Consider the following 26,822-nt stretch of genomic DNA (forward strand, 5'->3'; position numbering starts at 1 on the left):
GAGGACGGTCAGGATGTGCCCCGTCAGGCCGACGCGGATGCCGGGGACCCGGAGCGTGTCGACGAGTGACCGCAGACCGCCGCTCGACGGAGCCGGCGCGACGGGCGGGAGGACGAGCCGCAGCGCGACGGCCACCGCCGCGGTGATGACCGCGACGCCGGCGAAGATGAGGCGCCAGTCCATGACCGAACCGAGGTAGGTGCCGACCGGGACACCGGCGACCGTCGCGACGGTGGTGCCGGTGTTCACGAGCATGATCGCCCGACCGAGGTGGTGCGGCGCGGACAGGCGGGCGGCGATCGCGATCGACATCGCCCAGAAGGCGCCGAGGGCCGCGCCGAGCAGGAGTCGGGCGATGAGCAGCATCACGAAGTCGGCGGAGATCGCGACGAGCGCGCTCGACACCGCGGCGGCCGCTGCGAGCAGGACGAGCAGGAGGCGACGGTCGAGTCGCGGGACGAGGATCCCGATCGTCGGTGCGGTGAGGAATCCGATGAACGCGGTCGCCGTGACGGCCTGGCCGGCCTGGCCCTCGGTGATCCCGAGCGACGATGCCATCGACGGCAGCAGGCTCGGCGGCAGGAATTCGGCGAGCACGAGCACGAAGCTCGTCGCCATCATGACGGCGACGGCCGCCCAGGCGGTCCGCGTGCGCGGGGCATCGGACGCGGCTGCGTTCGTCGTGGGGACCGAGCCCGTTCGTGGTGCGTCGAGCTTCTCGTCTGTCGTCATGCTCTCAGCTTGCCGGAGCCGTGACCCCTCCACCCGACGCCCAGTCCGCCCGACCCGACCGTCCGTCCACCCCGGCACCCGTCCCGGCGTCGCTGAGTCGCCCATTCCTGCACGAGAATCTCGGATATTGGTGCACATTCGGGCGAGTCAGTGCACCTTCCTGACAGATCGGTGAACACTGCGTCAACAAGTTGCACTGAGTGCATCGGTGCACGTAGTGTACCCACGTGTCCACCACTGCCCCCGCCGAGGATCGACGCGCCGCCCTCCGCGCGCGCCATCATCGGGCGATCCTCGACGCCGCCCGCGTCATGATCGCGGAGCAGGGCATCGCCGGCTTCAACGTCGACGTGATCGCCGACCGCGCCGACGTCTCGCGCCGCACGGTGTTCAACCACTTCTCCTCGATCGACGACCTCGTCACCACCTCATGCACCGAGGAGCTGGCCGTCGTGATCGAGAGCTTCCGGTCCGCAGTCAACGCACGACCGGCAGGCCCGGGGTCGCGCGTCTCGATGTTCGAGGACGTCGCCGCAGCGCTCCGCACGACCGACATACCCCGCGTCATCGCCTTCCTCTGGAACGCGCTCGGCGGCTTCGCACCCGACGACTCGCGCCCGCAGCAGCTGTTCCAGGCCACCTTCTCCCGCACCACACAAGAGCTCGCCCACGAACTGGCCGAGCGCAACACCGACGTCGACGAACTCGAGGCCGGCTTCCTGGTGTCCTCCCTCATGCACGGTGTCGAAGTGCTCGCCCATCACTGGATCGCGAGTACCGGCGCCACCACGGACGATGAAGCCCGTGCCCTCTGGACCGACCTGCTGGAACGGCTCATCGCGAGCGTCCGCACCGGCTACGCGTCCACGCACTGATCCGCTTCCCGCTCCGTCCCCGCACACGTCACCAGCACCACCTCCCGAAGAATCGAGACTCCCTTGGCTGAACTGCTGTATCGCCTCGGACGCTTCTCCGCGCGTCGCGCGTGGGCCGTCCTCATCTCCTGGATCGTGATCCTCGGCATCTCGGTCGGCGCGTTCCTCGCCTTCGGCGGCACCCTCTCGAGCGCCGTCACCATCCCGGGTACGCCGACCGCGAAGGTCACCGACCAGCTCGAGGAGTCGTTCCCGAGCGCCTCCGGCGGCACCGGGGCGATGGTGTTCCACACGAAGGACGGAGACGCCTTCACCGACAGCCAGAAGACCGCGATCGGTGAGCTGCTCGACGAGACGGCCGACCTCAAGGGCGTCGACTCCACGGTCAACCCCTTCGAGACGCAGGAGACCATCGCCGACCAGGCGAAGCAGATCTCCGACGGCAAGACGCAGATCGACGACGGCCGCACCCAGCTGACTGACGGCCAGACGCAGCTCGACGCCGGACAGCAGCAGCTGACCGACGCGCAGACCCAGCTGAGCGCCGCGCTCGCCCAGGCGCAGCAGGCCGCCGGCGGCACGCTCCCAGCCGCCGCACAGGCCCAGTTCGACGCCCAGCAGACCGCGATCACGCAGCAGCAGACGGCGCTCGACGCCCAGCAGGCCACCATCACCGAGAACCTCGCGAAGCTCGACGAGCAGAGCACGAAGCTCGAACTCTCCTCCCAGCTCCTCGACCTCTCCTCGGGCATCCGCACCGTCTCGACCGACGACACCACCGCGGTCGCCAACGTCGTCTTCGACAAGCGTCAGCAGGAGGTCACGCCGGAGACGAAGCAGTCGGTCATCGACCAGGTCAAGGAGGACGTCCCGTCGGGCGTCGAGGTCGAGTTCTCGAACGAGCTCGCGCAGAGCCTGCCGCAGCTGTTCGGGGTGGGTGAGGCGATCGGCCTCATCATCGCGGCGATCACGCTGCTCGTCATGCTCGGCACGGTCATCGCCGCATCGCTCCCGCTCGTCTCCGCGATCGTCGGCGTCGGTGTCGGCGTCACCGCGTCGCTCTCGCTCTCGGGTGTCGTCGACATGCTCTCGATCACGCCGGTGCTCGGCGTCATGCTCGGGCTCGCGGTCGGCATCGACTACTCGCTGTTCATCCTGAACCGGCACCGCAAGCAGCTGCTCGCGGGCGTCGAACTGCACGAGTCCATCGGCCTCGCGAACGGCACCTCGGGGAACGCGGTCGTCTTCGCCGGATCGACCGTCCTCGTCGCGCTGCTGGCGCTCAACGTCACGGGGATCCCGTTCCTCGGCCTGATGGGCACTGTCGGCGCGATCTGCGTCGCCGTCGCGATCCTGCTCGCGGTCACCTTGACGCCCGCCCTGCTGTCGCTGCTCGGCCTCCGCATCCTCAGCCGGAAGGCACGCGGCACCATCGGCACGCCGCGTCCGGACGCCGTCCCGACCAAGCCCATGGGCACCCTGCGCGCCGTCGGCACGCTCGTCGCCGGACTCGTCGTGCTCGGTGTCGTCGCGATCCCCGCGCTCGACATGCGCCTCGGTCTGCCGGACGGCAGTTCGGAGGCCGTCGACTCGACGCAGTACCAGTCCTACACGCTCATCGAGGACAAGTTCGGTGCCGGCGTCAACGGTCCGCTGCTCGTCGTCGCCACACTGCCCGACGCCGCCACCGACGAGGAGGTCCTCGAGGAGCAGGTGCGGATCGGCCAGGAGATCGCCGACCAGGACGATGTGAAGGCCGTCGCGCCGGTGGGCGCATCGGACGACAACTCCGTCCTCGCCTTCCAGGTGATTCCGAAGGAGGGGCCGAACGCCGTCTCCACGGAGCAGCTCGTCCGCGACCTGCGTGACCTCTCGCCGCTGTCGGGCGGCGTCGAACTCGGCGTGGCCGGCAGTGCGAGCGGCAACATCGACGTCTCGAAGCAGCTGTCCGACGCCCTCCCGCTCTACCTGGCGCTCGTGGTCGGCTTGTCGCTGATCATCATGATCCTCGTGTTCCGCTCGATCCTCGTGCCGCTCACCGCGACGCTCGGCTTCATGCTGTCACTCGCGGCGACCTTCGGTGGCATCACGGCGATCTTCCAGTGGGGCTGGCTCGGCCCGGTGTTCGGCGTGCACGACCCCGGACCCATCCTGAGCTTCCTGCCGACGATCCTCATCGGCATCCTCTTCGGACTCGCGATGGACTACCAGCTGTTCCTCGTGTCCGGCATGCGCGAGGCGTTCGCGCACGGGGCCCCGGCGCGTCTGGCGGTCCAGCGCGGGCTGCACGCCGGCCGGACGGTCGTCGTGGCAGCGGCGATCATCATGATCTCCGTCTTCGGCGGGTTCATCTTCTCCCACTCGGCGATGATCCGGTCCATCGGCTTCGGTCTGGCGTTCGGCGTGCTCGTCGACGCGTTCGTCGTCCGTATGCTCCTCATCCCGGCGGTCATGCACCTGCTCGGGAAGAGCGCCTGGTGGATCCCGAAGTGGCTCGACCGCATCCTGCCGAACGTCGACGTCGAGGGTGCCGCGCTCGAGCGCAGCCACCCGGCGCATCACGTCGAGGCTGGTGACACGGGTTCGGTCGCGACCGCCCCGTCGGGCGGCGAATCGCGGAACGCGATCGACGGCGCGGAGACGGCGGCCCTCGGTGCCGGCGTGACCGCGGGCACGGCCGCGCACGTGGCCGCACCGTCGACTGAGCTGACCCGTCGGGAGGCGGCGGCCGCCGCCGAGCGGACGCACCCGGCGCACGTGCTCACGACCGACCCCGACCCGGCCGACCAGCAGGTCTCGCGGGTCGAGCCTGGACTCGACGTCATCGTGCACCCGGCGACCGCCGGTGTGCAGCGCGTGGCCGTCGGTGCCTACGTCATCGCGGTCGACGCCGACAACGGCACCGCGGTCGTCGAGCCGCCCGTCGGCGGCGTCGTGGTCGTCCGCGCGCCGAGGTAGCGCGGTCTGCCCGGTCCCAGAGCTGCGCCGCACTGAGCCTGTCGAAGTGTCGAAGGGCGGGGTTGGGCCTTTCGGTCCCTGAGCCTGTCGAAGGGCGGGGTTCGTCCGGGTGCATTTCGACAGGCTCAATGACCGGGACTACTCGGTCCCTGAGCTTGTCGAAGGGCGCGGTTCGTCCGGTTGCATTTCGACAGGCTCAATGACCGGGGTCAGGGCTCAATGACCGGGGTGGGGAGGCGGCCGGTGGTCGCCTCTCCGTTACGGCTGCAGGCGGTCCACGATCCAGCCGCCGTCGGCTGCGAGATAGCGGAGGCGCCGGTGCATGCGGTCGCGGCTGGCGTGCCAGAACTCGATCATGTCGGGGACGAGCCGGAACCCGACCCACGTGGCCGGCCGTGGGACGTCGTCGCCCTCGCGCTCGAGCAACTCGTTCGCCTGCGCGATGAGGGCGTCGAGGGTCTCCTCCGGGCCGTCGCGGAACGGCGTCGACTGGTGGGCGACCGCCGTCGCCGCTCGTGACTTGGGCGATCGGTCGGCGAACAGCGCGTCGGACTCCTCGTCGCTCAACTGCTCGACGCGGCCCTCGAAGCGGAGCTGCTGCATCGTCTCACGCCAGTACACCTGGAGGGCGGCGCTCGGGTTCTCGGCGAGCTGCCCGCCCTTGCGGCTCTCGGTCGAGGAGCCGAAGATCAGGCCGCGATCGTCGAGGGTCTTCACATCGACGGTGCGCGCGCTGACGACGCCGACCGAGGTGGCGGTCGCGAGGGTCATCGATCGGGGTTCGCTGACGTCCCGCTCGATCGCTGCGGCGAGCCACTTCTGAGCGAGCAGCATGGGCTCGGCGGGCGGGGTGTCGAACTCGGGCAGCTGCAGGGTGTCGTCTCCGGAGAGGGGTTCGGCGCTCATGTCGCGAGCCTACCCGCGTTGCCCTCGGTCCCGACGGCTGGGGCGTCGGCACAGTCTCCACCGGAACCGTGGTGTTCTGACACATGGTGCACGGCCGGGCCGCGGACTAGCCTCGGAACGCCCGCCAGGGAGCAGGTTCGAGGAGAGTGAGCACCGCATGCCGTACACGGACACCGACGACGTCTCGATCTACTACGAGGTGGAGGGCGACCCCGCCGATCCGGTGATCGTCCTCATCGCGGGCGGCGGCGCGCAGCTGCTCACCTGGCGCGACCCGTTCCGGAAGATGCTCGTGGACGAGGGTTTCCGCGTCGTGCGGTTCGACAACCGCGACGTCGGCTTCTCGCAGCGGTTCGGTGGTGAGACCGACCTCGACGGCGGGTACTCGCTCGGCGAGATGGGCGACGACGTCCTGCGGGTGCTCGACCACCTCGATGTCGAGCAGGCGCACCTCGTCGGTCACTCGATGGGCGGGATGATGGCCCAGATGGTCGCCCTCGACCACCCGGAGCGCGTGCTGAGCCTCGGCCTGCTGTCCACGATCCCCGGCCAGGACCCGCGCTACATCCTTCACGGCGAGCGGCCCGAGCTGCTTGTCGCGCCCGTGCGGTACACCCGGGAGGAGTCCGTCGCCGCGATGGCGGAGCTCGCCGCACCCGTGCCCGGCGCGCGCTACCAGCCCGACACCGCGTGGGAGGTGTGGGCGACGGGCGAGGCCTACGACCGCGGCTACGCGCCGGAGGGCTTCAGTCGGCAGTGGGCGGCGCTCCTGCGTGCGCCCGAGCGACTCGAGCGGTTGCGCGACGTGACCGTCCCGACCCTCGTGCTCCACGGTCGCGAGGACGACGTCCTGCACTGGACCTCCGCGGTCGACATCGCCCAGGCGATGCCGGCGGCCGAGCTCCACGTCCTCCCCGGCATGGGGCACCTCATCCCCGCCGAGCTCTGGCCGACGCTCGCCGCGGGCATCGTCCGAGTGGCGAGGAGCTCGTCCGGTCATTGAGCTTGTCGAAATGCGGCACGGAGGACGTGTAGCCGACGGGAAGGCACCGCGTGGGCCCTTCGACAGGCTCAGGGACCGGGAAGACCTGTGCCCGGTCATTGAGCTTGTCGAAATGCAGCGAAGAGGACGTGTCGCCGACGGGAGGGCTATGCGTGGGCCCTTCGACACGCGGTTCCTGAGCCTGTCGAGGGGCAGGGACCGGGTCCTACGGCATGCCGATGAGCCGCACCCGGCAGGCGAGCTCCGCGGCGAAGCGGACGTCGGGGTCGGCGAGGTCGAGTTCGAGCGACTGCTCGATGCGCCTGATCCGGTAGTTCACCGCGTTCGGATGCAGGTTCAGCTCGGCCCCGGCACGCGCCAGCGAGTTCCGATGGCTGAGGTAGGAGAGGAGCGTCCGCACCGAGATCGTGGCCCGCTCCGGCCCGAGGGCGTCGAGCGGCGAGAGGATGTCGTCGAGCAGGGTCCGACTGAGCGGTGAGGCGTAGAAGTCGAGGAGCACCCGCCGCAACCCGGTGACGTCCGTCGCCTCCATGGTGCCGAAGCGACCACCCGCGATGGCGGCCTCAGCCGCGACCCGCGCCTCGGTCGCCGACTGCCGGAGCCCCGCCGCCCCGCTCTGCGGCGTCCCGAGCCCGACGGTGAACGTCCATTCCGGCCCCGCGATCGTCGCAGCGTGCGCGACGATCCGCTCCATCACGTCGCGTAGTCGCCGCTGGTGGTCGGGTGCGCCGAGCTCCTCGGAGGAGATGACGACGATCTCGTCGCGTCGCATCGCGAGGTGCCACTGCTCCTCGCGCTGGTCGACGAGTTGCAGCGCGAAGAGCTCGACGGAGGGCGCGAGGACCGTGGGTGCCCGGCGGTCGGGATCGCTCGCGTGCTTCGGGGTCAGCCACGCCACCGCGTGCGACAGCTGGAGCGGCAGGCCGGCCCGGACCGCGTCCATCGCGAAGCCGTCGATACGGGACGATTCGGCGAAGATCAGCTCGATGATGAGCTCCGCCCGCGAGCGCACCGAACCGAACCGTCCGTGCAGCTCCCGTTGCAGGGCGCGCGAGAGGACGGAGGCGATGACCGGGAGGGCGATCGCCGCGGCCGGGTCGTCGCGCTCGGCGTGGACCCTGCCGATCGGGATCTCACCGATGCACACCGCGTCCGGTTCGAGCCAGCTGGCGCTCGCGTCCTCGACGAGCGTGACCGGCACCCCGAGCGTCGTACTGGCGACCTCGAGGATCGCCTCCCGCACGCCGACACCCGAAGCCTGTTCCGCTTCGGCCGCGGACGCGCTGATCACCCGTTGGATCGCGAACTCGGCGCGGGACATCGCCTCCTCGGCACCACCGCGGATCGTGCGGTCCATGAGCACGGCGAGGTCGGAGGCGATGCCCCCGCTCATGATCACCGGCAGACCACCGCGGTCCGCGAGGGCCCGCGAGGTCTCGGCGACGGGGAACGCACCGACGAACACCAGGCCGGCGCAGCCCGCGGCGATGGCCCGGCGGATGGCGATGTCGACCTGGTACGGCCTCGGGACGGCGCCGTCGGGGGTCGTCACGATGGCGATGGAGTGCTCGGTCGCGTCGTTCAGCTCGTCGAGCGCGAGGATCTCGACCCCGGTGACCGGGACGCCGGCGGGGGCACCGGCGACGCAGCGGGCACCGAGATGCTCGGCTTGGAGGATGACGTCGGCGACGGTGACTTGGGCCATGAGCACATTCTGCCCCGATTGTGTGGGCCACGGGAACATTGTCGTGGTTCCCCGCCCTGCCTACGCTCGGTACATGTCAACGAACCACCCCGCTGCACGCTCCGCAGCGTCGGCCACGCCGATCACCAGCATCACCCTGGCCGACGTGCCGGCGCTCGCCGCAGGATGCGCCATCTTCGGCACCGGTGGCGGCGGCGCGGTGCAGACCCCGCAGCTCGGCGTCGAGATCGCCCTGGAGCAGTTCGGTCCGGTCCCCGTCAAACAGGTCGCCGACCTCGACGCGGACGACGTGGTCGTCGCCATATCCGGCATCGGTGCCCCTTCGGTGGGCTTCGAGATGCTCGGCGCGAGCGGCCAGGCAGAGATCATCGTCGAGGAGATCGAGCGCCTCACCGGCAAGCGCATCACCACGATCATGGCGACGGAGATCGGCGGCAGCAACGGCGTCGGCCCCGTCGGCTGGGCCGCGAGCCTCGGTCTCAGCATCCTCGACGCCGACGGCATGGGACGCGCCTTCCCGGAAGCGCCGATGACCGCGATGAACGTCGCGAACCTCCCGCCCGGGTACGCGGTCCTGAGCGATGTGATCGGCAACGTCTCGATCCTGCGACCCGTCAGCCTCGCCTGGCTCGAGCGCCACGCCCGCGCCCTCACCGTGGCCAGCGGCGCGATCTCGATCGGCGCCAACTACGTCATGGACCGCGACACCGTCCGCGGCGCGGTCATCGAGGGCAGCGTCAGCCGCGCCGTGCAGGTCGGGCGCCGGCTCCTCACCGCCACCGACCCCGTCGGCGCGCTCACGGACGAACTCGGCGCGTCCCTGATCACGGGCGGCAAGGTCGTCGACATCGAGCGGCGCACCGAGGGCGGGTTCACCCGCGGCTCCGTCACGGTCGAGGGGATCGGCGAGCACCGCGGTCGCCTCACCCGCGTGGAGATCCAGAACGAGAACCTCGTCGTCATGGAGGACGGAGCGGTCATCGTCAGCGTCCCCGACCTCGTCACGATCGTCGACTCCGAAACGGGCGACGCGATCTCCACCGAGATGCTGCGCTTCGGGCAGCGGGTGAGCGTCCTCGCCTGGGCGTGCGATCCGCTGTGGCGCACCGAGCGCGGCCTCGAACTCGCCGGCCCGCGCGCGTTCGGCTACGACCTCGACTACGAGCCCTTCGGTGTGAGCGCCGACGAGACCATTGGAGCGACCCGATGAGCGCCGGCACCACTACCAGCACCGTCACCGACACCTCGGGCGAACTCGCGATCGGCATCGACGTCGGCGGGACCAACACCGACGCCGTCGCGCTCTCGGGCACGGGCGAGGTCGTCTCATGGACGAAGCAGCCCACCACCCGCGACGTCACGGGCGGTATCCGGGCGGCGCTCGCCGAGGTCCTCGACCAGCTCGGCGACGACCGGAGCCTCGTCACCCGCGTCATGCTCGGCACCACCCACGCGACCAACGCGATCGTCAACCGCCGCGACCTCGGACGCGTCGTCGTCATCCGGCTGGGCTCGCCCGCCGCCACCTCGCTCCCGCCGCTCGCCGGCTGGCCGCGGGAACTGCGCGACGTCGTCCTCGCGGGGAGCATCCTCGCGGGCGGCGGCCACCTCGTCGACGGCTACCCGATCGCCCCGCTCGACCGCGACCTCATCCGCCGGGAGCTCGACGCCCTGGCGGGCACCTTCGACGCGGTCGCCGTCTGCGGCATCTTCAGCCCGTCGTTCCCCGAGCAGGAGCTCGAGGTCGAGGCGCTCGTCCAGGACCACGTCGGGGTCGACATCCCGGTGTCGCTCAGTCACGAGATCGGCGCGCTCGGGTTGTTGGAGCGCGAGAACGCGACCGTCCTGAACGCGTCCCTCTACGCCGTCGCCCGCGACGTCACGAACGCGCTCACGACCGTCGTCGCCGAGGAGCGACTCGACGCGACCACCTACTTCGCCCAGAACGACGGCACGCTCATGGCCGTCGAGTACGCGGCGCGTTACCCGGTGCTCACGATCGGTTCCGGGCCGGCGAACTCCATCCGCGGCGCCGCCTTCCTCTCCGGTGCCGACAACGCGATCATCATCGACGTCGGCGGCACGACGAGCGACCTCGGCGTGCTCGTCGACCGGTTCCCCCGCGAGTCGACGCTGCCCCGCGAGGTCGGTGGCGTGCGGACGAACTTCCGCATGCCCGACATCCTGAGCGTCGGCCTCGGTGGCGGCACGATCGTCGACACCGCGACCGGTGTCCCGCGGCACGACTCGGTCGGTTACCGCCTCACCGAGGAGGCGCTGCTGTTCGGCGGCACCACCCCGACCCTCACCGACGCGGCCTCGCTCCAGTTCGGCATCGCCGACCGCGAGCTCCCGCCCCTCGACCGCGCGACCCGCCAGGCGCTCGAGCACGCGCTCGGCGTCGCCCACGAACGCATCGAGTCCGCCGTCGAGCGCATGTCGCTCGGCCGCACCGGCCTCCCGCTCGTCGTCGTCGGCGGCGGAGGATTCCTCGTCCCGGACGTAGTCCTCGGCGCGAGCGAGGTCCTGCGCCCGGCGCGCGGCAACGTCGCCAACGCCGTGGGCGCGGCCATCGCGCTCGCCGGTGGGCGCTCCGATCAGCTCTGCGACTTCGCCGACCGCGCAGCCGCCATCGAGGAGGCAGGACGCTCCGCGATCGAGAAGGCGATCCAGGCCGGCGCAGACCCGCGCTCGGTCGAGATCGTCGACGTGCTCGAGACCCCCGTCTCGTACGCGACCCGCCCCACCCTGAAGGTCTCCGTGAAGGCTGCGGGGCCCCTCGCCCGCATCGGCACGGCGACTCGACAGCGCATCTGACGCACCACCGCACCAGCACAGCTCTCCACCAGCACCAGCACCAGCACGGCACCTCACCCCATCTGATCCGGCCACCCGCGCACCACGGCCACCCGAGTACGAAGGATCCAGCATGAACAGCAAGCGGAAAGCCGCGGCGGCACTCGCCACCGCGGCCCTCACCGCGGTGGCCCTCACCGCGTGCACCTCCTCGCAATCCTCCGATTCCTCCGGCGAGTACGTCTCCGGCGGCACCTTCGTCACCGCGATGAGCGGCGACCCGGGCAGCCTCGTCCCCATGACGGGCATCAGCCTCGAGGCCCGCGAGATCATCAGCTTCCACTACGAGTCGCTCGTGTACGTCAACGCCGACGGCGAGCTCCTGCCCTGGCTGGCCGAGAGCTGGGAGGAGGACGCCACCTCCACCTCCATCACCTACACGCTCAAGGACGGCATCACCTGCGCCGACGGCACCCCGTTCACCGCGGAGACCGCTGCGGCGAACATCACCTACAACGCCGACCCGGCCAACGCGACCTTCTACTACGGCGCGCAGGTCTCCGAGCGGATGACCGCGACCGCCGACGGCAACCAGCTCACCGTCACGAGCTCGACGCCCGACCCGTTCATCCTCGCCAACACCGGCACCGTCGAGATGGTCTGCCAGGCCGGCCTCGACGACCCGGACTCCCTCGTCGAGACGATGAACGGCACCGGCCTCTTCACCCTCGACAAGGCGACCCCCGGCTCCAGCTACACCTTCACGAAGCGCGACGACTACACCTGGGGTCCCGAGGACGTCACGAGCGACACGAAGGGCCTGCCGGACACCTTCGAGGTCCGCGTCGTCACCGACCCCGGGACCGCCGCGAACCTGCTGCTCTCCGGTGACGTGAACGCCGCGAGCATCGGCGGCGCCGACCAGGACCGCGTCGAGGCCGCCGGTCTCGGCAGCGAGGGCGTGCGCAACCCGATCGGCGAGATGCTCTTCAACGAGCGTCCTGAGCGCCCCACCTCCGACCCGCTCGTCCGTGAGGCCCTCGTCACCGCGATCGACCGCGAGCAGGTCGGTGAGGTCGTCACCGACGGCACCGCCGAGGAGTCGAAGTCGCTCGTCGTGAAGAGCCCGTACCTCTGCGTCGCCGACGGCCCGCAGTGGACGCTCCCCGAGACGGACGTCGAGAAGTCCGGCGAGCTGCTCGACGAGGCGGGCTGGACGCTCGGTTCCGACGGCAAGCGGTCGAAGGACGGCGAGCCGCTGACGATCAAGTTCATCTACGACGCGGCCACCCCGAGCCACGCGGCAGCGGCCGAGCTCGTGCAACAGACCTGGGACGAGCTGGGCGTCACGACGGAGCTCTCGGGCAACGACGCGAACGCCTGGTCCGAGCAGTTGTTCTCGACCTTCGACTGGGACACCGGCTTCGTGCAGATCGCTCCGGGCGGACCGGTCATCGTGAACACCTTCTTCGGTGGCGAGACCCCGGACAAGGGCGGCAACAACTTCATGTTCGTCGACAACCCGGAGTACGACGCGCTCGCCGAGCAGGCCAAGACGGCCAGCCCGGAGGAGACCTGCGACCTCTGGCAGCAGGCCGAAGCGAAGCTCATCGAGCGGACGGACGTGTTCCCGATCGCCGACGCGCAGGACTTCCTGTACCTGAACGGCGCCGAGGTCGAGCGTCCGAACTTCATCCGCCCGACGAGCATCCGGATGGTCGGCTGATCATGACGATCCCCTCGACCGTGACCACCGAGCAGGCCACCGACCCGGCCACGGGCCCCGGCGGCCCGGCGGTCGCGCGTCGAGGGGGTCGCGGCGTCCTCGGCGGACTCTCCCCGCGGACCTCGTTCATCCTCCGACGACTCGGCCGGGTGCTCGTCTCGCTCGCCATCGTCATCGTCGCGACGTTCCTGATCGTGCAGCTCGTGCCGGGAGACCCGGTGCGGGCTGCGCTCGGGAACAGCGCGACCCCGGAACTCGTGGAACGGACACGCGCCGACCTCGGCTTGAACGTGCCGGTGCCGGAACAGTTCGTCAACTACGTCAGCGGGCTGTTCCGCGGCGACTTCGGGACGGCGATCGGGTCACAGCGGCCGGTCGCCGACACGATCGCGCAGCGCTTCCCGGTGACGCTCACCCTCGCGGTCGCGTCCTTCCTCCTCGCGGCGATCGGCGCCTTCCCCATCGGCGTCGCGACCGCGGTGTCCTCGCGCACCGGCCGCCGTCGCCTCGCCGACCTCGGCGTCTCGGGTCTGCTCGGCGTGCTGATCGCCATCCCGAGCCTGCTGCTCGCCGTCGGTCTCATCGCGGTGTTCAGCATCGGGCTCAAGGTGCTCCCGGCCGCCGGCTGGGGAGGCTTCGACCAGGCGATCCTGCCGGTGGTGGCCCTCGCGGTCGGCCCGATGGCCTATCTCGCCCGCATCGTGCACGTGGAGATGCTGGCCGTCCTCGAGATGCCGTACATGACCACGGCACGGAGCAAGCGCCTCCCGACACACCTCGTCTACCTCCGGCACGCGCTGCCGAACATGGTGACCTCGACGCTCACGATCGGCGGCATCATCCTCACGGGCATGGTCGCCGGCACCGTGCTCATCGAGACGGTCTTCGCCATCCCCGGTCTCGGGACGAGCATCGTGTCGTCGATCACCTCGAAGGACTACCCGATGATCCAGGGCATCGTGCTCGTGTACGCGATCCTCGTCCTCGGCCTCAACCTCCTCATCGACATCGCGCTCGCGACGATCGATCCGCGCTCCTCGATCACGGAGGGCTGAGCTCATGAGCACTCGTCCGACCACCTCCAGGCCCACGCCCTCACGCCGGTCCCCGGTGCTCGACCGTCTCCGCACCCCGCGCGGCCTGACCGGCGCGATCGGAGCGCTCCTCATCATCGTGGTCGCGGTCGTCGGCCCGACCGTCTGGGGGTCCGCCGCCGACACGACGTCCGTGGCCGACCGCCTCGCCGGTGCGAGCCTCGCCCACCCCTTCGGCACCGACGAGCTCGGCCGGGACGTCTTCGCCCGGGTCATGGTCGCCACGCGGGTGTCCGTGCTGCTGACCCTCGGCGCGACGGCGATCTCCGTCATCGGCGGCGTCCTGCTCGGGGCCGTCGCGACGGTCCTGCCTCGACCGCTCCGCCGACTCGTGACCGCACTCATCGACATCCTGCTGTCGTTCCCGTGGCTCCTGATGGCCCTGTTCTTCTCGGTGATCTGGGGCGCGAGCGCCACCGGCGCGATGCTCGCCGTCGGGTTCGCCGGCGTGCCGACCTTCGCCCGCCTCACCTACACGCTCGCGTCGTCGCTCATCGGTCGCGACTACGTGAAGGCCGCGCGGATCGCCGGCGTCGGGCAGGCGGAGGTGCTCGTCCGGCACGTCATGCCGAACATGCTGCCGCCGATGCTCGTGAACGCGGCGGTCTCCGCCTCCGGCACGCTGCTCGCCTTCGCCGGCCTGTCCTTCCTCGGTCTCGGGGTGCAGGCGCCCGAGTACGACTGGGGTCGCCTCCTCGGCCTCGGGATCGCCCGCATCTACGGCAATCCGATGGCGGCGATCGGTCCCGGCATCGCGCTCGTCGTGTGCGGCGTCATCTTCACGCAGCTCGGCGAGCTCTGGAACGAGTCGTCGAAGCGGCTGCTCGGCCTGCCCGCGCCGGCGCGTCGTCGCACCGCGGCTCCCGCGACCGCCTCGACTGCGGCCGCGACACCGGCCGACCAGGAGCCCGTCGTGCAGGTGCGCGACCTCCGCGTCGCCTTCCCGGACCGCGACGGCCGACTCGTCGAGCGCGTCCACGGGATCAGCCTCACGATCATGCCCGGCGAGGTCGTCGGTGTCGTCGGCGAGTCCGGATCGGGCAAGTCGGTGAGCGCGATGGCGATCGCCGCCCTCCTTGGGCCCGACTCCTCGGTGCAGGCCTCGGAGCTGAGCTTCCGCGGGATCGACATGACCGCACCGCTGACGAAGGCCGAGCGCAGCCGCCTCGGCCTCGAGCTGGCGATGGTCTTCCAGGACCCGCTCACTTCGCTCAACCCTTCGCTCACGATCGGCAAGCAGCTCCGCGAGACCGTCGAGGTCCATGAGGGGCTGTCGGCGGCCGAGTCGACGAAGCGCGCCGAGGCCGCACTCGAGTCGGTGCGGATCCCGCTTCCGGCCAAGCGCCTGAAGCAGTTCCCGCACGAGCTGTCCGGCGGCATGCGCCAGCGGGCCATGATCGGTATGGGGCTCATGGGACGCCCGAAGCTGCTCATCGCCGACGAGCCCACCACGGCGCTCGACGTGACGGTGCAGCGCCAGGTCCTCCGCGTGCTCCACGAGGCGCAGGAGCAGACGGGCGCTGCGATCCTGCTCATCTCGCACGACATCGCGCTCGTCAGCGGGTTCTGCGACCGCATCCTCGTCATGAAGGACGGCCGCATCGTCGAATCGCTCGACGCCGACCGCCTCCACGAGGCGCGACACCCGTACACCCGTGGGCTCATCGCCTGCGTCCCCGACATGACCTCCGACCGCACCATGCCGCTCCCGGTCATCGGTGCGATCGACGAGGACGACCTGGCCGATCGGGACCAGCCCATCACCATCGAAGGACAGCGCGCATGACCGGTCTCGAGTTCTCCGGCCTCACGGTCCGCTACGGCCACGGCGCGTCCGCGCACACCGCGGTCGACGGCTTCGACCTCACGGTCCGCCCGGGCACGTCCCACGGCCTCGTGGGGGAGTCCGGCTCGGGCAAGTCGACGGTCGCCGCGGCCGCCGTCGGCCTCGTCATGCCGAGCGCCGGTGGCATCCGACTGAACGGTGCCGACATCGTCGGGCGCTCGTCCGCTGCCCGCCGTGCGCGTCGACGCGTGCAACTCGTCTTCCAGGACCCGTACTCCGCGCTCGACCCACGCATGCCGATCGGACTGTCGATCGCCGAGGGGTCCCGGGCGACGGGGCGCTCCTGGAGTCGCTCGGAGCAGCGGTCCCGGGTGGGCGAGCTGCTCGAGCGCGTACACATCGACCCGGACCGGGCTGGGGACCTGCCGTCGGCGTTCTCGGGCGGTCAGCGGCAGCGCATCACGATCGCCCGGGCGCTCGCGGCCGAACCCGAGGTCCTCATCGCCGACGAGATCACCTCGGCGCTCGACGTGTCGGTGCAGGGCGTCGTCCTCAACCTGCTGCGCGAGCTGCAGCGCGAGCTCGAACTCACGGTGCTGTTCATCTCCCACAACCTCGCCGTCGTGAACTACATGTGCGACACGGTGAGTGTCATGCAGGCCGGCCGGGTCGTCGAAGCGGGCCCGACGGCCACCGTCCTGGCCGCTCCGGAGGACGCCTACACCCGCGAGCTGCTGGCCTCGGTGCCCGTGATGGGCCGTCGCATGACCTGGGACGAGGACTAGCCAGGGACCGGGGGTCACCGGGTCGGCCTCTTCCGGTCACTGAGCTTGTCGAAGTGCCCACGGGTGACGCCGCCCTTCGACAGGCTCAGGGACCGGGTCTGCGGGCCAGAGCCCTCCCAATTACTGAGCGCACCTCTTCCGGTCACTGAGCTTGTCGAAGTGCCCACGGGTGACGCCGCCCTTCGACAGGCTCAGGGACCGGGTCTGCGGGCCAGAGCCCTCCCAATTATTGAGCGCACCTCTTCCGGTCACTGAGCTTGTCGAAGTGCCCACGGGTGACGTCGCCCTTCGACAGGCTCAGGGACCGGGTCTGCCGGGTTGGCCTGGTTCCGGTCACTGAGCTCACTTCTTTCGGTCACTGAGCTCACCTCCGCCGGTCACTGAGCTTGTCGAAGTGCTCACGGGTGACGTAACCCTTCGACAGGCGGATCCTGAGCCTGTCGAAGGGCAGGGACCGGGGGAACAGGTCAGCCGCGCTGCTTGCGCGGCAGGGTCTCCGGCAGGAAGGCGATTCCGACGATGCCGATCGCGCTGAGCACCAGCAGGTACGCCGCCACCAACCACGGTGCGCCACCGCTCGCGGCGACGAGCGCGGTCGCGACCAGCGGGACCGTCCCGCCGACGAGGGCGGCCGGGATCTCCCGCGAGAGTGCGATGCCGCTCCACCGCATCGAGGTCGGGAAGATCTCAGCGAGCAGTGCTCCCGAGGTGCCAATGGTGGCCCCCTGGATGACGGCGAGGCCCAGGATGAGGCCCAGTGCGACGAGGGCCGACTGCTCCGTGTCGTAGAGCAGGAACATCGGGAACGCGTAGACCACGCCGAAGATCGCGGCGCCCATGAGGACGGGCTTCCGACCGATGCGGTCGGCGAGGCGACCGAACAGCAGCGCCGTCGGGATGGTCAGGACTTCGGCGACGATGAGGCCGATGAGCGCCTCCGTCGGGTTCACGCTCAGCGTGCCCGTCACGTACGACAGCGAGAACACCTGCACGACGTAGACCCACGGCAGCGCGAACGCGAAGAGCCCCATGCCGCAGAGGATCACCCGCCAGTGCGAGCGGATGGCGCCGACCAGTGGTGCCGAGGTGACCGCGCCGCGCTCCTCGGCGCTCTCGAACGCCTTCGTCTCCTTGACCCGCAGCCGGAAGTACAGCGCGAATGCGACGATGACGACGCTCGCGAGGAACGGGATCCGCCAGCCCCAGCTCTGGAACTGCTCGATCGGGAGCGTGCTGACCACGGCGAAGACGGTGGTGGCGAGCGCCATGCCCACGTACACGGAGGCACCGGGGAACGACGCGGCGAACGCGCGGTGCTTCACGTCGGCGGACTCGCTCGCCATCGTGATCGCGCCGGCGAACTCGGCTCCCGAGCCCATGCCCTGGAAGATCCGCAGCACGATGAGCAGGATCGGAGCCCAGATGCCGATGCTGTCGGCGGTGGGGAGGAGGCCGATGAAGGTGGTCGCGACACCCATGAAGAGGAGCGTGATGAGCAACGTCGGTTTGCGCCCGAGCTTGTCGCCGTAGTGGGCGAAGATCAGGCCGCCGATCGGGCGGGCACCGAAGCCGACCGCGAAGCCGGCGAACGCGCCGAGCAGGCCGGCGAGGTCACCGGCGCCGGGGAAGAACAGCGGCGCGAACACGAGCGCGGAGGCCAGCCCGTAGAGGGTGAAGTCGTACCACTCGATGACGGTGCCGACCGAGCTGGCGAGGATGGCGCGGCGACGCTGCACCCGGGAGTCGAGGCCGTCGCGATCGATGTCGCTCTGGCCGACGGCGGTGGTGTCTGCTCCGCGTGGGTCGCTCTCGCGCGCGCTCTGGATGGCCATGGCACTCCTTCGTGTTGGGCGCACCCGGACGGCCGGGACGCCTGACGAGGCTACCGGCCGTCTGGAGGCTCAGCCCATGTGCGGTCGGCACACTCCGAAGCCGATCCGGTGCGTGAGGAGCACACGGGGTGGGGTGCGCACGAGCGGCGCGCCCCACCCCGGCCGATCACCGAGCTTGTCGAGGTGCAGGAGAGAACCAGCGCCCTTCGACAGGCTCAGGGACCGGGTGCCCGCTACAGCGCCTTCGACTCGCGGAGGATCCCGGCGAGCGTCTCCATCTGCTTCGCCTGCGACGTGTAGTCGAGGGCGGCGGTGTTCCAGGAGTGGATCTGACCGGCGACGAGTGCCGGGTGCGAGGCGAAGGTCGCCTGCGCCTCGAGGTCGCTCTGCTGGAAGCCCTCGACGTTGACGAGCAGGACGTCACCGGTCATCGCCTGGCCCGCGTTCTCCCAGCTGTAGATGTCCCAGTAGTAGTAGCCGTCCGGGTTCGCGTTCGTGTACGTCACGCCGAGTTCGCTGTACAGCTCCGTCTCCGGCTCGTCCTGCGGCTTGACGACGTAGATGCCGCTCGCGTCCGCATACATCTGCGTGACCTCGAGGTCGGTCTCCTTCGCCGCGGCCGTCAGGTCTGCTGCAGCGGCGTCGTACTTCTCCTTCGCCGCAGCGATGGTGTCCTCGTCGGCTCCGAGCGCCTCGGACAGCTTGTTGAGCGAGGCGATGACGTCGGCACCCTTGCCGCCGACCTTGATGGCGACGACCGGAGCGATCTTCTCCAGCTGCTCCTGCTGCTCGACGTCGGCGACACCGTAGTACGGACCCTTGAGGTCGAGCGTGCCGTCGCGGTCGGTCGGGTAGATCCCGGTCACGATGAGGTCGGGTGCCGCCTCGGCGAGTGCCTCGAGGTCGATCTCGCCGTAGCTGTTGCCGACGATGGCCGTGTCGCCGAGGTCGTAGTCCGAGAACCGCTTGTCGGTGGCGACGTCGACGCGACCGAAGACCGCGACGGGGTCGATGCCGTTGCCGTGCAGGCCGAGCGCGTAGTCGGCGAAGCTCGCGACGCGCTTCGGCTGCTCATCGAGCTTGACCGTGGTGCCGGTGTCGTCGGTGTAGCTCCAGGCGCCGCTGCTGTCGGCGTCGGATGCGGCGGTGGGGGAGCAGCCGGCGAGGCCGACCAGGGCGAGCGCCGGCACGAGTACGAGTGCGGCGCGGCGGAGGCGTGAAGAGATCGTCATGATACTTAGGGTAGCCGAACCTAAGTCACGAAATGATATCGGAATGCCCGATCGCCCGGATCACTCCGCGTCGAGGGCGATCGCGTCGTCGGGGTCGACGGGCACGATGAGCGGCGAGCCGCTGCTCGGGTCGGGGATGACGATCGCATCGAGGTCGAACGCCTCGCGGAGCACGGCCGGCGTGAGGACCTCCCAGGGCGTGCCGTCGGCGATGACCCGGCCGCCCCCCACGACGACGAGTCGGTCGGAGTACCGGCCGGCGAGCGTGAGGTCGTGCAACACCATGACGACCGTGGCGCCACGCTCGCGGTTGATCGACCGCACGAGTCGGAGGACGTCGAGCTGGTGGCTGAGGTCGAGGAAGGTCGTCGGCTCGTCGAGCAGGATCGTGGGGGCCCGCTGCGCGAGGACCAGGGCGATCCAGGCCCGCTGCAGCTGCCCGCCCGACAGGGAGGCCGTGTCGCGGTCGGCGAGGGTCTCGAGGCCGGTGGCGGCGAGGGCCTCGTCGACGGCGATCGTGTCGGCGGGCGTCCACGGCTTGAGGAGGCTCTGGTGCGGGTGCCTCCCTCGAGAGACGAGGTCGCGGACGGTCGTCGCCGACGGCGTCAGCGGCTTCTGCGGCAGGATCGCCAGGCGGCGCGCGACCTCGCGGGTCGGGATCGAGCGCACGCCGCGACCGTCGAGCTCGACCGTGCCGGCGGTCGGGGTGAGCAGGCGACCGAACGCCTTCAGCAGGGTTGACTTGCCGCAGCCGTTGGCGCCGATGAGGGTCGTGACCTCACCGGTCTCGATGCGGAGGTCGAGCCCCTCGAAGACCACCGTCTGGTCGTAGGCCAGGGAGACGCCCCGAGCCTCGAGGGCGGGCGTCGGGCGCTCCTTCACGAGCGAGGGGGTCGTGGCGGGGTCGGTCATGCGGAGGTCTCCCGTTCCTTGCGGCGCGTCAGCAACCAGATGAGATAGGGCGCGCCGATGATCGCGGTGATGATGCCCACCGGGATCTCGCCCGGCAGGACGCCACGGACGAGTGCGTCGCCGCCCGTGACGATGACGGCTCCGAGCAGCGCGGAGGCGAGCAGCGGCGGACGACCGGTGCGGGCGAGGCGGCGGGCGATCTGCGGTGCGACGAAGGCGACGAACTCGATCGGCCCTGCCGCGGACACGGCTGCGGCGACGAGCAGGACCGCGCACGCGATGACGACGATCCGATGCCGCTGGACCGCGACGCCGAGGCCGGTCGACAACTCGTCGCCGAGCTGGCTGATGTCGAGGCTGCTCGTCTGCAGGACCGCGATCGGCGTCAGGATCACCAGCGCGACGAGCACCGGCCACACGCTCGACCAGGAGATGCCCGAGAGGCTGCCGACGAGCCACTGCGCTGCCGCTGCCGCCTCGGTGATCTGCGCCCGGGCGATGAGGTAACTCGTGATGCCGCCGAGCGTCGCGGTGGCACCGATGCCGATGAGGATGAGTCGGAAGCTGTCGACCCCGCCGCGCCAGGACAACGCGTAGACGGCGGCCGAGGTGATGAGCGCGCCAATCGCGGCCATGGCGGGCAGGCCGAGACTGAGCGCGCCGGCCCCGACGGAGTAGCTGCCGCCGACGAGGACGATCGCGGCCACGGCCCCGAGCGCGGCACCCGAGGTGACACCGAGGATGTCCGGGGTGGCGAGCGGGTTGCGTGCGAACGTCTGGGTGAGCGCCCCGGCGAGTCCGAGGGACGCACCGACGAGGAGACCGCCGACGACGCGGGGGAGGCGGAGCTCGAACACGATGAGTTCCTGACCACCGGTCCCGCCGCCGAGCAGGGTGGTGATCACGTCGGGGATCGTCAGGGACGACGAACCGGCGACGATCCCGAGCAGGGCGAACGCCAGCGCGACGACGAGGCAGGCGATCGTGACGCCGACGACCCGCCCTCGCCACAGACGGCCGAAGAAGCGGCTGCCCTCCCGCACGGCGCTCACAGCTCCGCCATCCGTCCGCGGCGCACGATGGCGATGAAGGCGACCCCACCCGCGACGGTGAGGACGACGCCCACGGGCACCTCGGCGGTGCCACCGATGAGTCGACCGATCACGTCGCACGCGAGCAGTACGCTCCCGCCGACGAGTCCCGAGGCGGGGAGGAGCCAGCCGTGATGCCCGCCCACGAGGGTGCGGGCGATGTGCGGGGCGGTGAGTCCGACGAAGGCGATCGGGCCGGTCAGGGCGACGGCGGCGGCCGTGAGCAGGGTGATCGCGGCGAGCCCGACGAGTCGCGCGCGGATGAGGTTCTCGCCGAGACCGTTCGCCAGCTCCGTCCCGAGCGCCAGGGCGTTCAGCGAGCGGATGTTGGCGACCGCGAACACGAGGCCGAGTCCGGCGAAGACGAGGGCCGCGTCGACGCCCGTGAGCGATCGGCCGGACAGCGAACCGACCACCCAGATGCGGTAGGCGGCGAGGGTCGTCTCGTCGGACAGGACGAGGTACGAGGTCAGGGCGACGAGGAGGGCCGAGACGGCGGTGCCGGCGATCGCGAGCGGGACGGGACTCGACAGGCCGCGACCGAGTGCGGCGACGGAGAACACGACGACACTGGCGACGGTGGCGCCGAGCAGGGCGAGCCAGAGGGTCGTGACCACCGAGCTCGTGCCGAGCACGTAGACCCCGACGACGACCGCGAGACTCGCGCCGGCGGAGACGCCGAACAGGCCGGGGTCGGCGAGCGGGTTGCGGGTCTGCCCCTGCATGACGGCACCGGCTATCCCGAGGCAGACGCCGACGAGGACGCCGAGCACCGTGCGCGGCACCCGTGACCCCCAGACGACGGCGCCGGTGTCCTGGGCGGGGTCGAACAGGGCGGTGAGGACGGCCACGGGACTGATGAGGTTGCTCCCGAGCATCAGACTTGCAAGGGCGACGACGAGGAGCGCGGCGGCCAGCGTGCCGACGGCGAGCGCGCGTCTCGATCGGAGGAGGGTCGCGCTGCGCATAAAGTAAGCCTAGCCTCACCTATCCCGGTCGCGATGCACACCCGTCATCGTCGGTGACGGACGGGCGGTCCATGGATCGGCGCCGGAGGTGTGGGGTTCGCACATGGGTGAGGCCTCCACCGCCCGATACCGTTGACCGGTACGGAGTACGGCGATCAGGAGGACACGCATGACCGAGCACCAGCCGTCGACCGGAGCCGACACCGAAGCGGTCCTCGCGGCCACGGAACGACTCGCCGTCCCGCCCGGCTCGCTCGAGGGCGTCGTGGTCCTCGACCTCTCCCGCGTCCTCGCCGGCCCCTACGCGGCGTCGATGCTCGCCGACCTCGGCGCGACCGTCATCAAGATCGAGAACCCGAACGACCCCGACGTCTCCCGGGGCTTCCCGCCCTACCTGCGCGACGGCGACGAGGAGTTCAGCGGCTACTACGGCCAGTACAACCGCGGCAAGTTCGGCCTGGCGCTCGACCTCGCGAGCGACGCCGGCAAGGAGGTGCTGCGCGACCTCGTCGCGAGCGCCGACATCCTCGTCGAGAACTTCCGCCCGGGGACGATGGCGAAGCTCGGCCTGCCGTACGAGGCGCTCGCCGCCATCAACCCGAAGCTCGTGTACACCGCGATCTCCGGCTACGGGCAAACGGGTTCACGGAGCCGCCGTCCGGCGTTCGACAACACAGCACAGGCCGCCGGCGGGCTCTGGTCCATGAACGGTTACGCGGACCAGCCGCCCGTGCGCGTCGGCGTCACGATCGGCGACCTCTCCGCGACGATGTTCGGCGTCATCGGCACCCTCGCCGCCCTCCGGCACGCCGAGCGCACCGGTGTGGGGCAGCTCGTCGACGTCGCCCAGGTCGACAGCATCATCGCAATGACCGAGACCGCGGTCGTCGACTACACCGTCGACGGCACCGTCGCCTCGCCCTCCGGCAACGAACACGCCTGGGTCCGGCCCTACGAGCTGTTCCCCTGTGCCGACGGACAGGTGTTCTTCGGCGCGTACACCGACAAGCTCTGGAAGGCGAGCTGCGAGCTGTTCGGCACGCCCGAGGCGATCGCCGACCCCGAGATCGACACCATGCGCAAGCGCTTCGACGAGGAGGTCTACGCCCGACGCGTCAAGCCGCTCGTCGTCTCCTGGTTCGCGGACCGCACCCGCGCCGAGCTCGAGGAACTGGCCGGCGACGTCGTCCCGCTCACCGCCGTGAAGACCATCGGCGAGGTCGTCGACGACCCAGGGACGGCCGAACGCGACATGGTCGTCGAGAGCGACTACGGCTCCTTCGGCACCCTCCGATCCTTCGGTCAGCCGATCAAACTGAGCGCGACCCCCGCGACCACCGACCGTCCCGCGAACCACATGGGCGAACACGCGGACGACGTGCTCACGGCGCTCGCCGGGTACGACGCCGACCGCATCGCCGCGCTGCGTTCCGACGGGGTGATCTAGTGGACCGCGAGGAGACGCTCGATCTCCGTCCCGCCTCCTGGTACCGGAGCACCTTCGCGATCGCGGCACCGGAACCGGTCCTGGGTGAGGAGCTCCCCGCCGGCTGGGAGGGCGTCCACTTCCCGTTCGAGACGCCGTTCGCGCAGCTCCGCGAGGACGGCTCACCTGCGGAGGACGGCGTGCTGCCGGTCATCGACCTGCCGCGCCGCATGTACGCGGGGGAGGACACGGAGTTCCTGGCGTCGCTCCGCTACGGCGACGTGGTGACGCAGCGCACGAGCCTCGGATCGCTCGTCGAGAAGCAGGGGCGGGCCGGCCGCCTGGTCTTCGCCGACCTCGTGCGTGAGTACCTCGTCGACGGTGAGGTCGCCGTCCGCAGCACCTGGCACGACGTGTTCCTCGAGGCGCAGCCCGCGGTGCCCTCCCCACGGACGGCGGCACCCGGGGTAGCCGCCGAGGACGCGGTCGATCCCGACGCCGGAGCCGACTGGACCGTGACCCGCTCGCTCGACTCCCGCCAGCTGTTCCGCTTCTCGGCCGTGACGGGCAACACACACCGTATCCACTACGACCGCCAGTGGGCGCGTGAGGTCGAGGGGCTCGACGACCTCCTCGTGCACGGCCCGCTCACCCGCATCCTGGTGCTCGACGCCCTCACCGCGAACGCCGGTGGTCGTCGGCTCGCGTCGGTCCGCTTCCGGGCGAAGGCGCCGGTGCTCGTCGACACGGCGTTCCGCATCGCGGGGACGGAGGGCCCGGAGGGCACCTCGGTCGTCGTGCGTGCCGCCGACGGTACGGTCCTGGCCTCCGCCGACGCCACCTGGCGAGCGGCACTGCACGGAGCCTGAGGGAATGCCCCTCAGGTCACGGTGCTCTTCCTCCGGTCACTGAGCCCTCTTCCTCCGGTCACTGAGCCCTCTTCCTCCGGTCACTGAGCTTGTCGAAGTGCCCACGGGGCGCACTGCCCTTCGACGGGCTCAGGGACCGGGGTGGGGTGCTCAGGGATCGGGGTGGGTTGTCCGGTTTGGGACCGGATCCGCTGTTGGTCGTCGTGTCTTCCTCCGGTCACTGAGCTTGTCGAAGTGCCCACGGGGTGCACTGCCCTTCGACGGGCTCAGGGACCGGGGTGGGGTGCTCAGGGATCGGGGTGGGTTGTCCGGTTTGGGACCGGATCCGCTGTTGGTCGTCGTGTCTTCCTCCGGTCACTGAGCTTGTCGAAGTGCCCACGGGGGTACGTCGCCCTTCGACAGGCTCAGGGACCGGGATGGGGTGCTCAGGGACCGGGATGGGGTGCTCGGGGGCCGGGGGCGCGCCGCCCCACCTACGCGTCGATCACGAGCGTCGGCGTCAGCGACCGCGACACACACGGGTACATGATCATCGACGCGTCGTCGGTCGTCAGGGAGTCGCGATGCTCCGGCGTCCCGTCCACCACCTGCACGGCACAGGAGCCGCAGACGCCGCGCATGCACGACCCGGCGACACCGACCCGCGCGGCCTGCATCGCCTGCAGCATCGTCTGTCCGGCCGGAACCTCGACGGTCCGCTCCGACCTCGCGCACTCGACGGTGAACGCCGTGTTCGGCAGGTAGGAGCGGGGCTTCGGCTCGAACCGCTCGAGGTGCAACCGGCAGTCCTCGGGCAGCGTCTCGGCCTGGTTCGTGAGGGTGTCCGTGAACCCGCGCGGCCCGCAGGCCGACACGTCGGTGCCCGGCTCGAGTCCCGCGAGGAGGCCGGCCAGGTCGAGCCGGCCGCTCTCCGCGCTGACGTGGATCCGCACGTGGTCGCCCAGGGCTTCGAGTTCCGGCGCGAACGCGATGTCCTCCCGCGTGCGCACCGCGTAGACGAGCGTCCAGTCGGCGTCGCCCGCGGCCAACCGCCGCGCCATCGAGAGCAGCGGCGTGATCCCGATGCCGGCTGCGAGCAGCAGGTGCCGCTTCGCGTCCGAGAGTGGGAACAGGTTCCGCGGCGGCCGGATGAACACCTTCCGACCGACCTTGAGGAAGTTGTGGATGTAGTGCGAGGCGCCCCGCGAGTGCTCCTCCCGCAGGACGGCGATCCGATACCGGAACTCGTCCGCCGGATCACCGCAGAGGGAGTACTGCCGTTCGTGTCGGGTGATGAGCTGCAGATCGATGTGCGCTCCGGGGTCCCACGGCGGGAGCCGGCGACCTTCCGGATCGGCGAGCACGACGCTGACGATCGTCGGCGTCTCGCGCACGATCTCCTGGACGATGAGCGGGGTCATGCCCGCGCGATTGCGCATCAGTACAGGCTCTGGTTCCCGACGGCGACCGCCTCGTCGATGGCGTCGCCGACCTCGGTGCTGAGGCCCGACATGCTCGCCCAGATCCGGCCCGCACTCGGCACCTCGGCCGCGAGCTCCTGCATCTCGGCGTCCCACAGCCCGCCGCGGAGGAGTGCCCGCCCGCAGTGCAGGTAGACCTCCTCGGTGCGCACGACGATCGCGAGCTGCGGCGTCACGTGGTCCTGCTCGAGCATCGCCATGAGCGCCGGGTCGTCGGTGACGGTGGCCCTGCCGTTGATCCGGAGGGTCTCGCTCATGCCGGGGACGAAGCACAGCATGCCGATGTGGCCGTTCTGGACGATGTTCTGCAGGGAGTCGGCCAGCCGGTTGCCGAGGCGCTCCGGGATCACGAGCGTGCGGGTGTCGAGCGCCCGGACGAACCCCGGGTAGTCCCCGCGCGGGGAGTTGTCGCACCGGCCGTCGGCGTCGGACGTCGCGATGGTGCAGAACGGCGAGTGAGCGAGGAAGGCGAGGCAGTTCTCGTCGAGCTCGTCCATGATCTTGGCCGTCGCCGCGGGATCCGGTTCGCCGAGGGAGCGACGGATGGTGTCGACGTCGATCGACGCGAACGCGCTGGCCTGCATGGCGGACCCCTTCTCTGTCCCTCCGACCCTACGGTCGTCCCTCGCACGCCTCAATGGGCTGTCGGCACACGGTTCGCAGGTG

At 70.5% G+C, this 26,822-nt stretch carries 20 protein-coding genes and 1 pseudogene; 11 read left to right on the forward strand and 10 right to left on the reverse strand.

Going from position 1 to position 26,822, the window contains the following annotated elements:
- Positions 1–21: 21 nt before the first annotated feature.
- Positions 22–870, reverse strand: a pseudogene (locus ITJ66_RS20095) (MFS transporter); the annotation flags it as partial.
- 89 nt (positions 871–959) lie between these two features.
- On the opposite strand from ITJ66_RS20095, the gene ITJ66_RS03790 reads away from it, so the two are divergent.
- Both ITJ66_RS03790 and ITJ66_RS03795 read left to right on the forward strand, forming a co-directional pair.
- Positions 960–1,607 carry a TetR/AcrR family transcriptional regulator gene (locus ITJ66_RS03790; protein WP_191940300.1) on the forward strand — a complete coding sequence of 216 codons (648 nt, stop codon included), beginning with the start codon at positions 960–962 and terminating at the stop codon, positions 1,605–1,607.
- A gap of 63 nt (positions 1,608–1,670) precedes the next feature.
- A complete protein-coding gene (locus ITJ66_RS03795) occupies positions 1,671–4,565 on the forward strand; it encodes an MMPL family transporter (protein WP_194643532.1) in 2,895 nt (964 codons plus the stop codon).
- A 258-nt stretch (positions 4,566–4,823) separates the two neighbouring features.
- Here ITJ66_RS03795 and ITJ66_RS03800 read toward each other — a convergent pair whose 3' ends face one another.
- Positions 4,824–5,471, reverse strand: a complete 648-nt coding sequence (locus ITJ66_RS03800) for a pyridoxal 5'-phosphate synthase (protein ID WP_194643534.1) — start codon at positions 5,469–5,471, stop codon at positions 4,824–4,826.
- A gap of 157 nt (positions 5,472–5,628) precedes the next feature.
- Between ITJ66_RS03800 and ITJ66_RS03805 the strand changes: the two genes are divergently transcribed.
- Complete coding sequence (locus ITJ66_RS03805) at positions 5,629–6,474, forward strand: alpha/beta fold hydrolase (RefSeq protein ID WP_194643536.1); 846 nt, start codon at positions 5,629–5,631, stop codon at positions 6,472–6,474.
- A gap of 205 nt (positions 6,475–6,679) precedes the next feature.
- Here the strand turns inward: ITJ66_RS03805 and ITJ66_RS03810 are convergent, their stop codons facing one another.
- Positions 6,680–8,179 (reverse strand): CdaR family transcriptional regulator, encoded by a 1,500-nt coding sequence (locus ITJ66_RS03810; protein WP_194643538.1) that lies wholly within the window; start codon positions 8,177–8,179, stop codon positions 6,680–6,682.
- Between the two features lie 73 nt (positions 8,180–8,252).
- Between ITJ66_RS03810 and ITJ66_RS03815 the strand changes: the two genes are divergently transcribed.
- The 6 genes from ITJ66_RS03815 to ITJ66_RS03840 all read left to right on the forward strand — a co-directional run bounded on the left by ITJ66_RS03815 (position 8,253) and on the right by ITJ66_RS03840 (position 16,366).
- Complete coding sequence (locus tag ITJ66_RS03815) at positions 8,253–9,389, forward strand: DUF917 domain-containing protein (protein ID WP_194643541.1); 1,137 nt, start codon at positions 8,253–8,255, stop codon at positions 9,387–9,389.
- Positions 9,386–10,996, forward strand: a complete 1,611-nt coding sequence (locus ITJ66_RS03820; RefSeq protein ID WP_194643542.1) for a hydantoinase/oxoprolinase N-terminal domain-containing protein — start codon at positions 9,386–9,388, stop codon at positions 10,994–10,996. The genes ITJ66_RS03815 and ITJ66_RS03820 overlap by 4 nt, the downstream gene beginning before the upstream one ends.
- Positions 10,997–11,108: 112 nt before the next feature.
- Positions 11,109–12,701, forward strand: coding sequence for an ABC transporter substrate-binding protein (locus ITJ66_RS03825; RefSeq protein WP_086472923.1), 1,593 nt, complete (start codon positions 11,109–11,111; stop codon positions 12,699–12,701).
- Positions 12,702–12,703: 2 nt separating this feature from the next.
- Positions 12,704–13,756 carry an ABC transporter permease gene (locus ITJ66_RS03830; protein WP_137242513.1) on the forward strand — a complete coding sequence of 351 codons (1,053 nt, stop codon included), beginning with the start codon at positions 12,704–12,706 and terminating at the stop codon, positions 13,754–13,756.
- A 4-nt stretch (positions 13,757–13,760) separates the two neighbouring features.
- The gene (locus tag ITJ66_RS03835; protein ID WP_194643544.1) at positions 13,761–15,581 is read left to right on the forward strand and encodes a dipeptide/oligopeptide/nickel ABC transporter permease/ATP-binding protein; all 1,821 of its coding nucleotides are present in this window, start codon (positions 13,761–13,763) and stop codon (positions 15,579–15,581) included.
- Positions 15,578–16,366, forward strand: a complete 789-nt coding sequence (locus tag ITJ66_RS03840) for an ABC transporter ATP-binding protein (protein WP_194643547.1) — start codon at positions 15,578–15,580, stop codon at positions 16,364–16,366. The genes ITJ66_RS03835 and ITJ66_RS03840 overlap by 4 nt, the downstream gene beginning before the upstream one ends.
- Before the next feature lie 467 nt (positions 16,367–16,833).
- Here ITJ66_RS03840 and ITJ66_RS03845 read toward each other — a convergent pair whose 3' ends face one another.
- The 5 genes from ITJ66_RS03845 to ITJ66_RS03865 form a co-directional block, all read right to left on the reverse strand.
- A complete protein-coding gene (locus ITJ66_RS03845; RefSeq protein WP_194643549.1) occupies positions 16,834–18,198 on the reverse strand; it encodes an MFS transporter in 1,365 nt (454 codons plus the stop codon).
- A gap of 233 nt (positions 18,199–18,431) precedes the next feature.
- Positions 18,432–19,430 (reverse strand): ABC transporter substrate-binding protein, encoded by a 999-nt coding sequence (locus ITJ66_RS03850; RefSeq protein WP_138946154.1) that lies wholly within the window; start codon positions 19,428–19,430, stop codon positions 18,432–18,434.
- 60 nt (positions 19,431–19,490) lie between these two features.
- Entirely contained in the window at positions 19,491–20,342 is an 852-nt protein-coding gene (locus ITJ66_RS03855; protein ID WP_085512078.1) for an ABC transporter ATP-binding protein, read from the reverse strand.
- Positions 20,339–21,394 carry a FecCD family ABC transporter permease gene (locus ITJ66_RS03860; RefSeq protein WP_370582566.1) on the reverse strand — a complete coding sequence of 352 codons (1,056 nt, stop codon included), beginning with the start codon at positions 21,392–21,394 and terminating at the stop codon, positions 20,339–20,341. The genes ITJ66_RS03855 and ITJ66_RS03860 overlap by 4 nt, the downstream gene beginning before the upstream one ends.
- Positions 21,391–22,401: an iron ABC transporter permease gene (locus ITJ66_RS03865; protein ID WP_191940313.1), complete on the reverse strand. Its 1,011-nt coding sequence runs from the start codon at positions 22,399–22,401 to the stop codon at positions 21,391–21,393. Before ITJ66_RS03865 ends, ITJ66_RS03860 begins: the two co-directional genes overlap by 4 nt.
- A gap of 169 nt (positions 22,402–22,570) precedes the next feature.
- Here ITJ66_RS03865 and ITJ66_RS03870 point away from each other — a divergent pair, with 169 nt between their 5' ends.
- Both ITJ66_RS03870 and ITJ66_RS03875 read left to right on the forward strand, forming a co-directional pair.
- Positions 22,571–23,848, forward strand: coding sequence for a CaiB/BaiF CoA-transferase family protein (locus ITJ66_RS03870; protein ID WP_194643552.1), 1,278 nt, complete (start codon positions 22,571–22,573; stop codon positions 23,846–23,848).
- Positions 23,848–24,696 carry a MaoC family dehydratase N-terminal domain-containing protein gene (locus ITJ66_RS03875; RefSeq protein ID WP_194643553.1) on the forward strand — a complete coding sequence of 283 codons (849 nt, stop codon included), beginning with the start codon at positions 23,848–23,850 and terminating at the stop codon, positions 24,694–24,696. The genes ITJ66_RS03870 and ITJ66_RS03875 overlap by 1 nt, the downstream gene beginning before the upstream one ends.
- Positions 24,697–25,169: 473 nt before the next feature.
- Here the strand turns inward: ITJ66_RS03875 and ITJ66_RS03880 are convergent, their stop codons facing one another.
- The gene (locus tag ITJ66_RS03880) at positions 25,170–26,114 is read right to left on the reverse strand and encodes a PDR/VanB family oxidoreductase (RefSeq protein ID WP_194643555.1); all 945 of its coding nucleotides are present in this window, start codon (positions 26,112–26,114) and stop codon (positions 25,170–25,172) included.
- Positions 26,114–26,740, reverse strand: a complete 627-nt coding sequence (locus ITJ66_RS03885; protein WP_191940317.1) for an MSMEG_1061 family FMN-dependent PPOX-type flavoprotein — start codon at positions 26,738–26,740, stop codon at positions 26,114–26,116. The genes ITJ66_RS03880 and ITJ66_RS03885 overlap by 1 nt, the downstream gene beginning before the upstream one ends.
- Positions 26,741–26,822 lie beyond the last annotated feature (82 nt).

Origin of the sequence: Plantibacter sp. VKM Ac-2885 (assembly GCF_015351205.1) — a bacterium.
GTDB lineage: Bacteria > Actinomycetota > Actinomycetes > Actinomycetales > Microbacteriaceae > Plantibacter > Plantibacter auratus.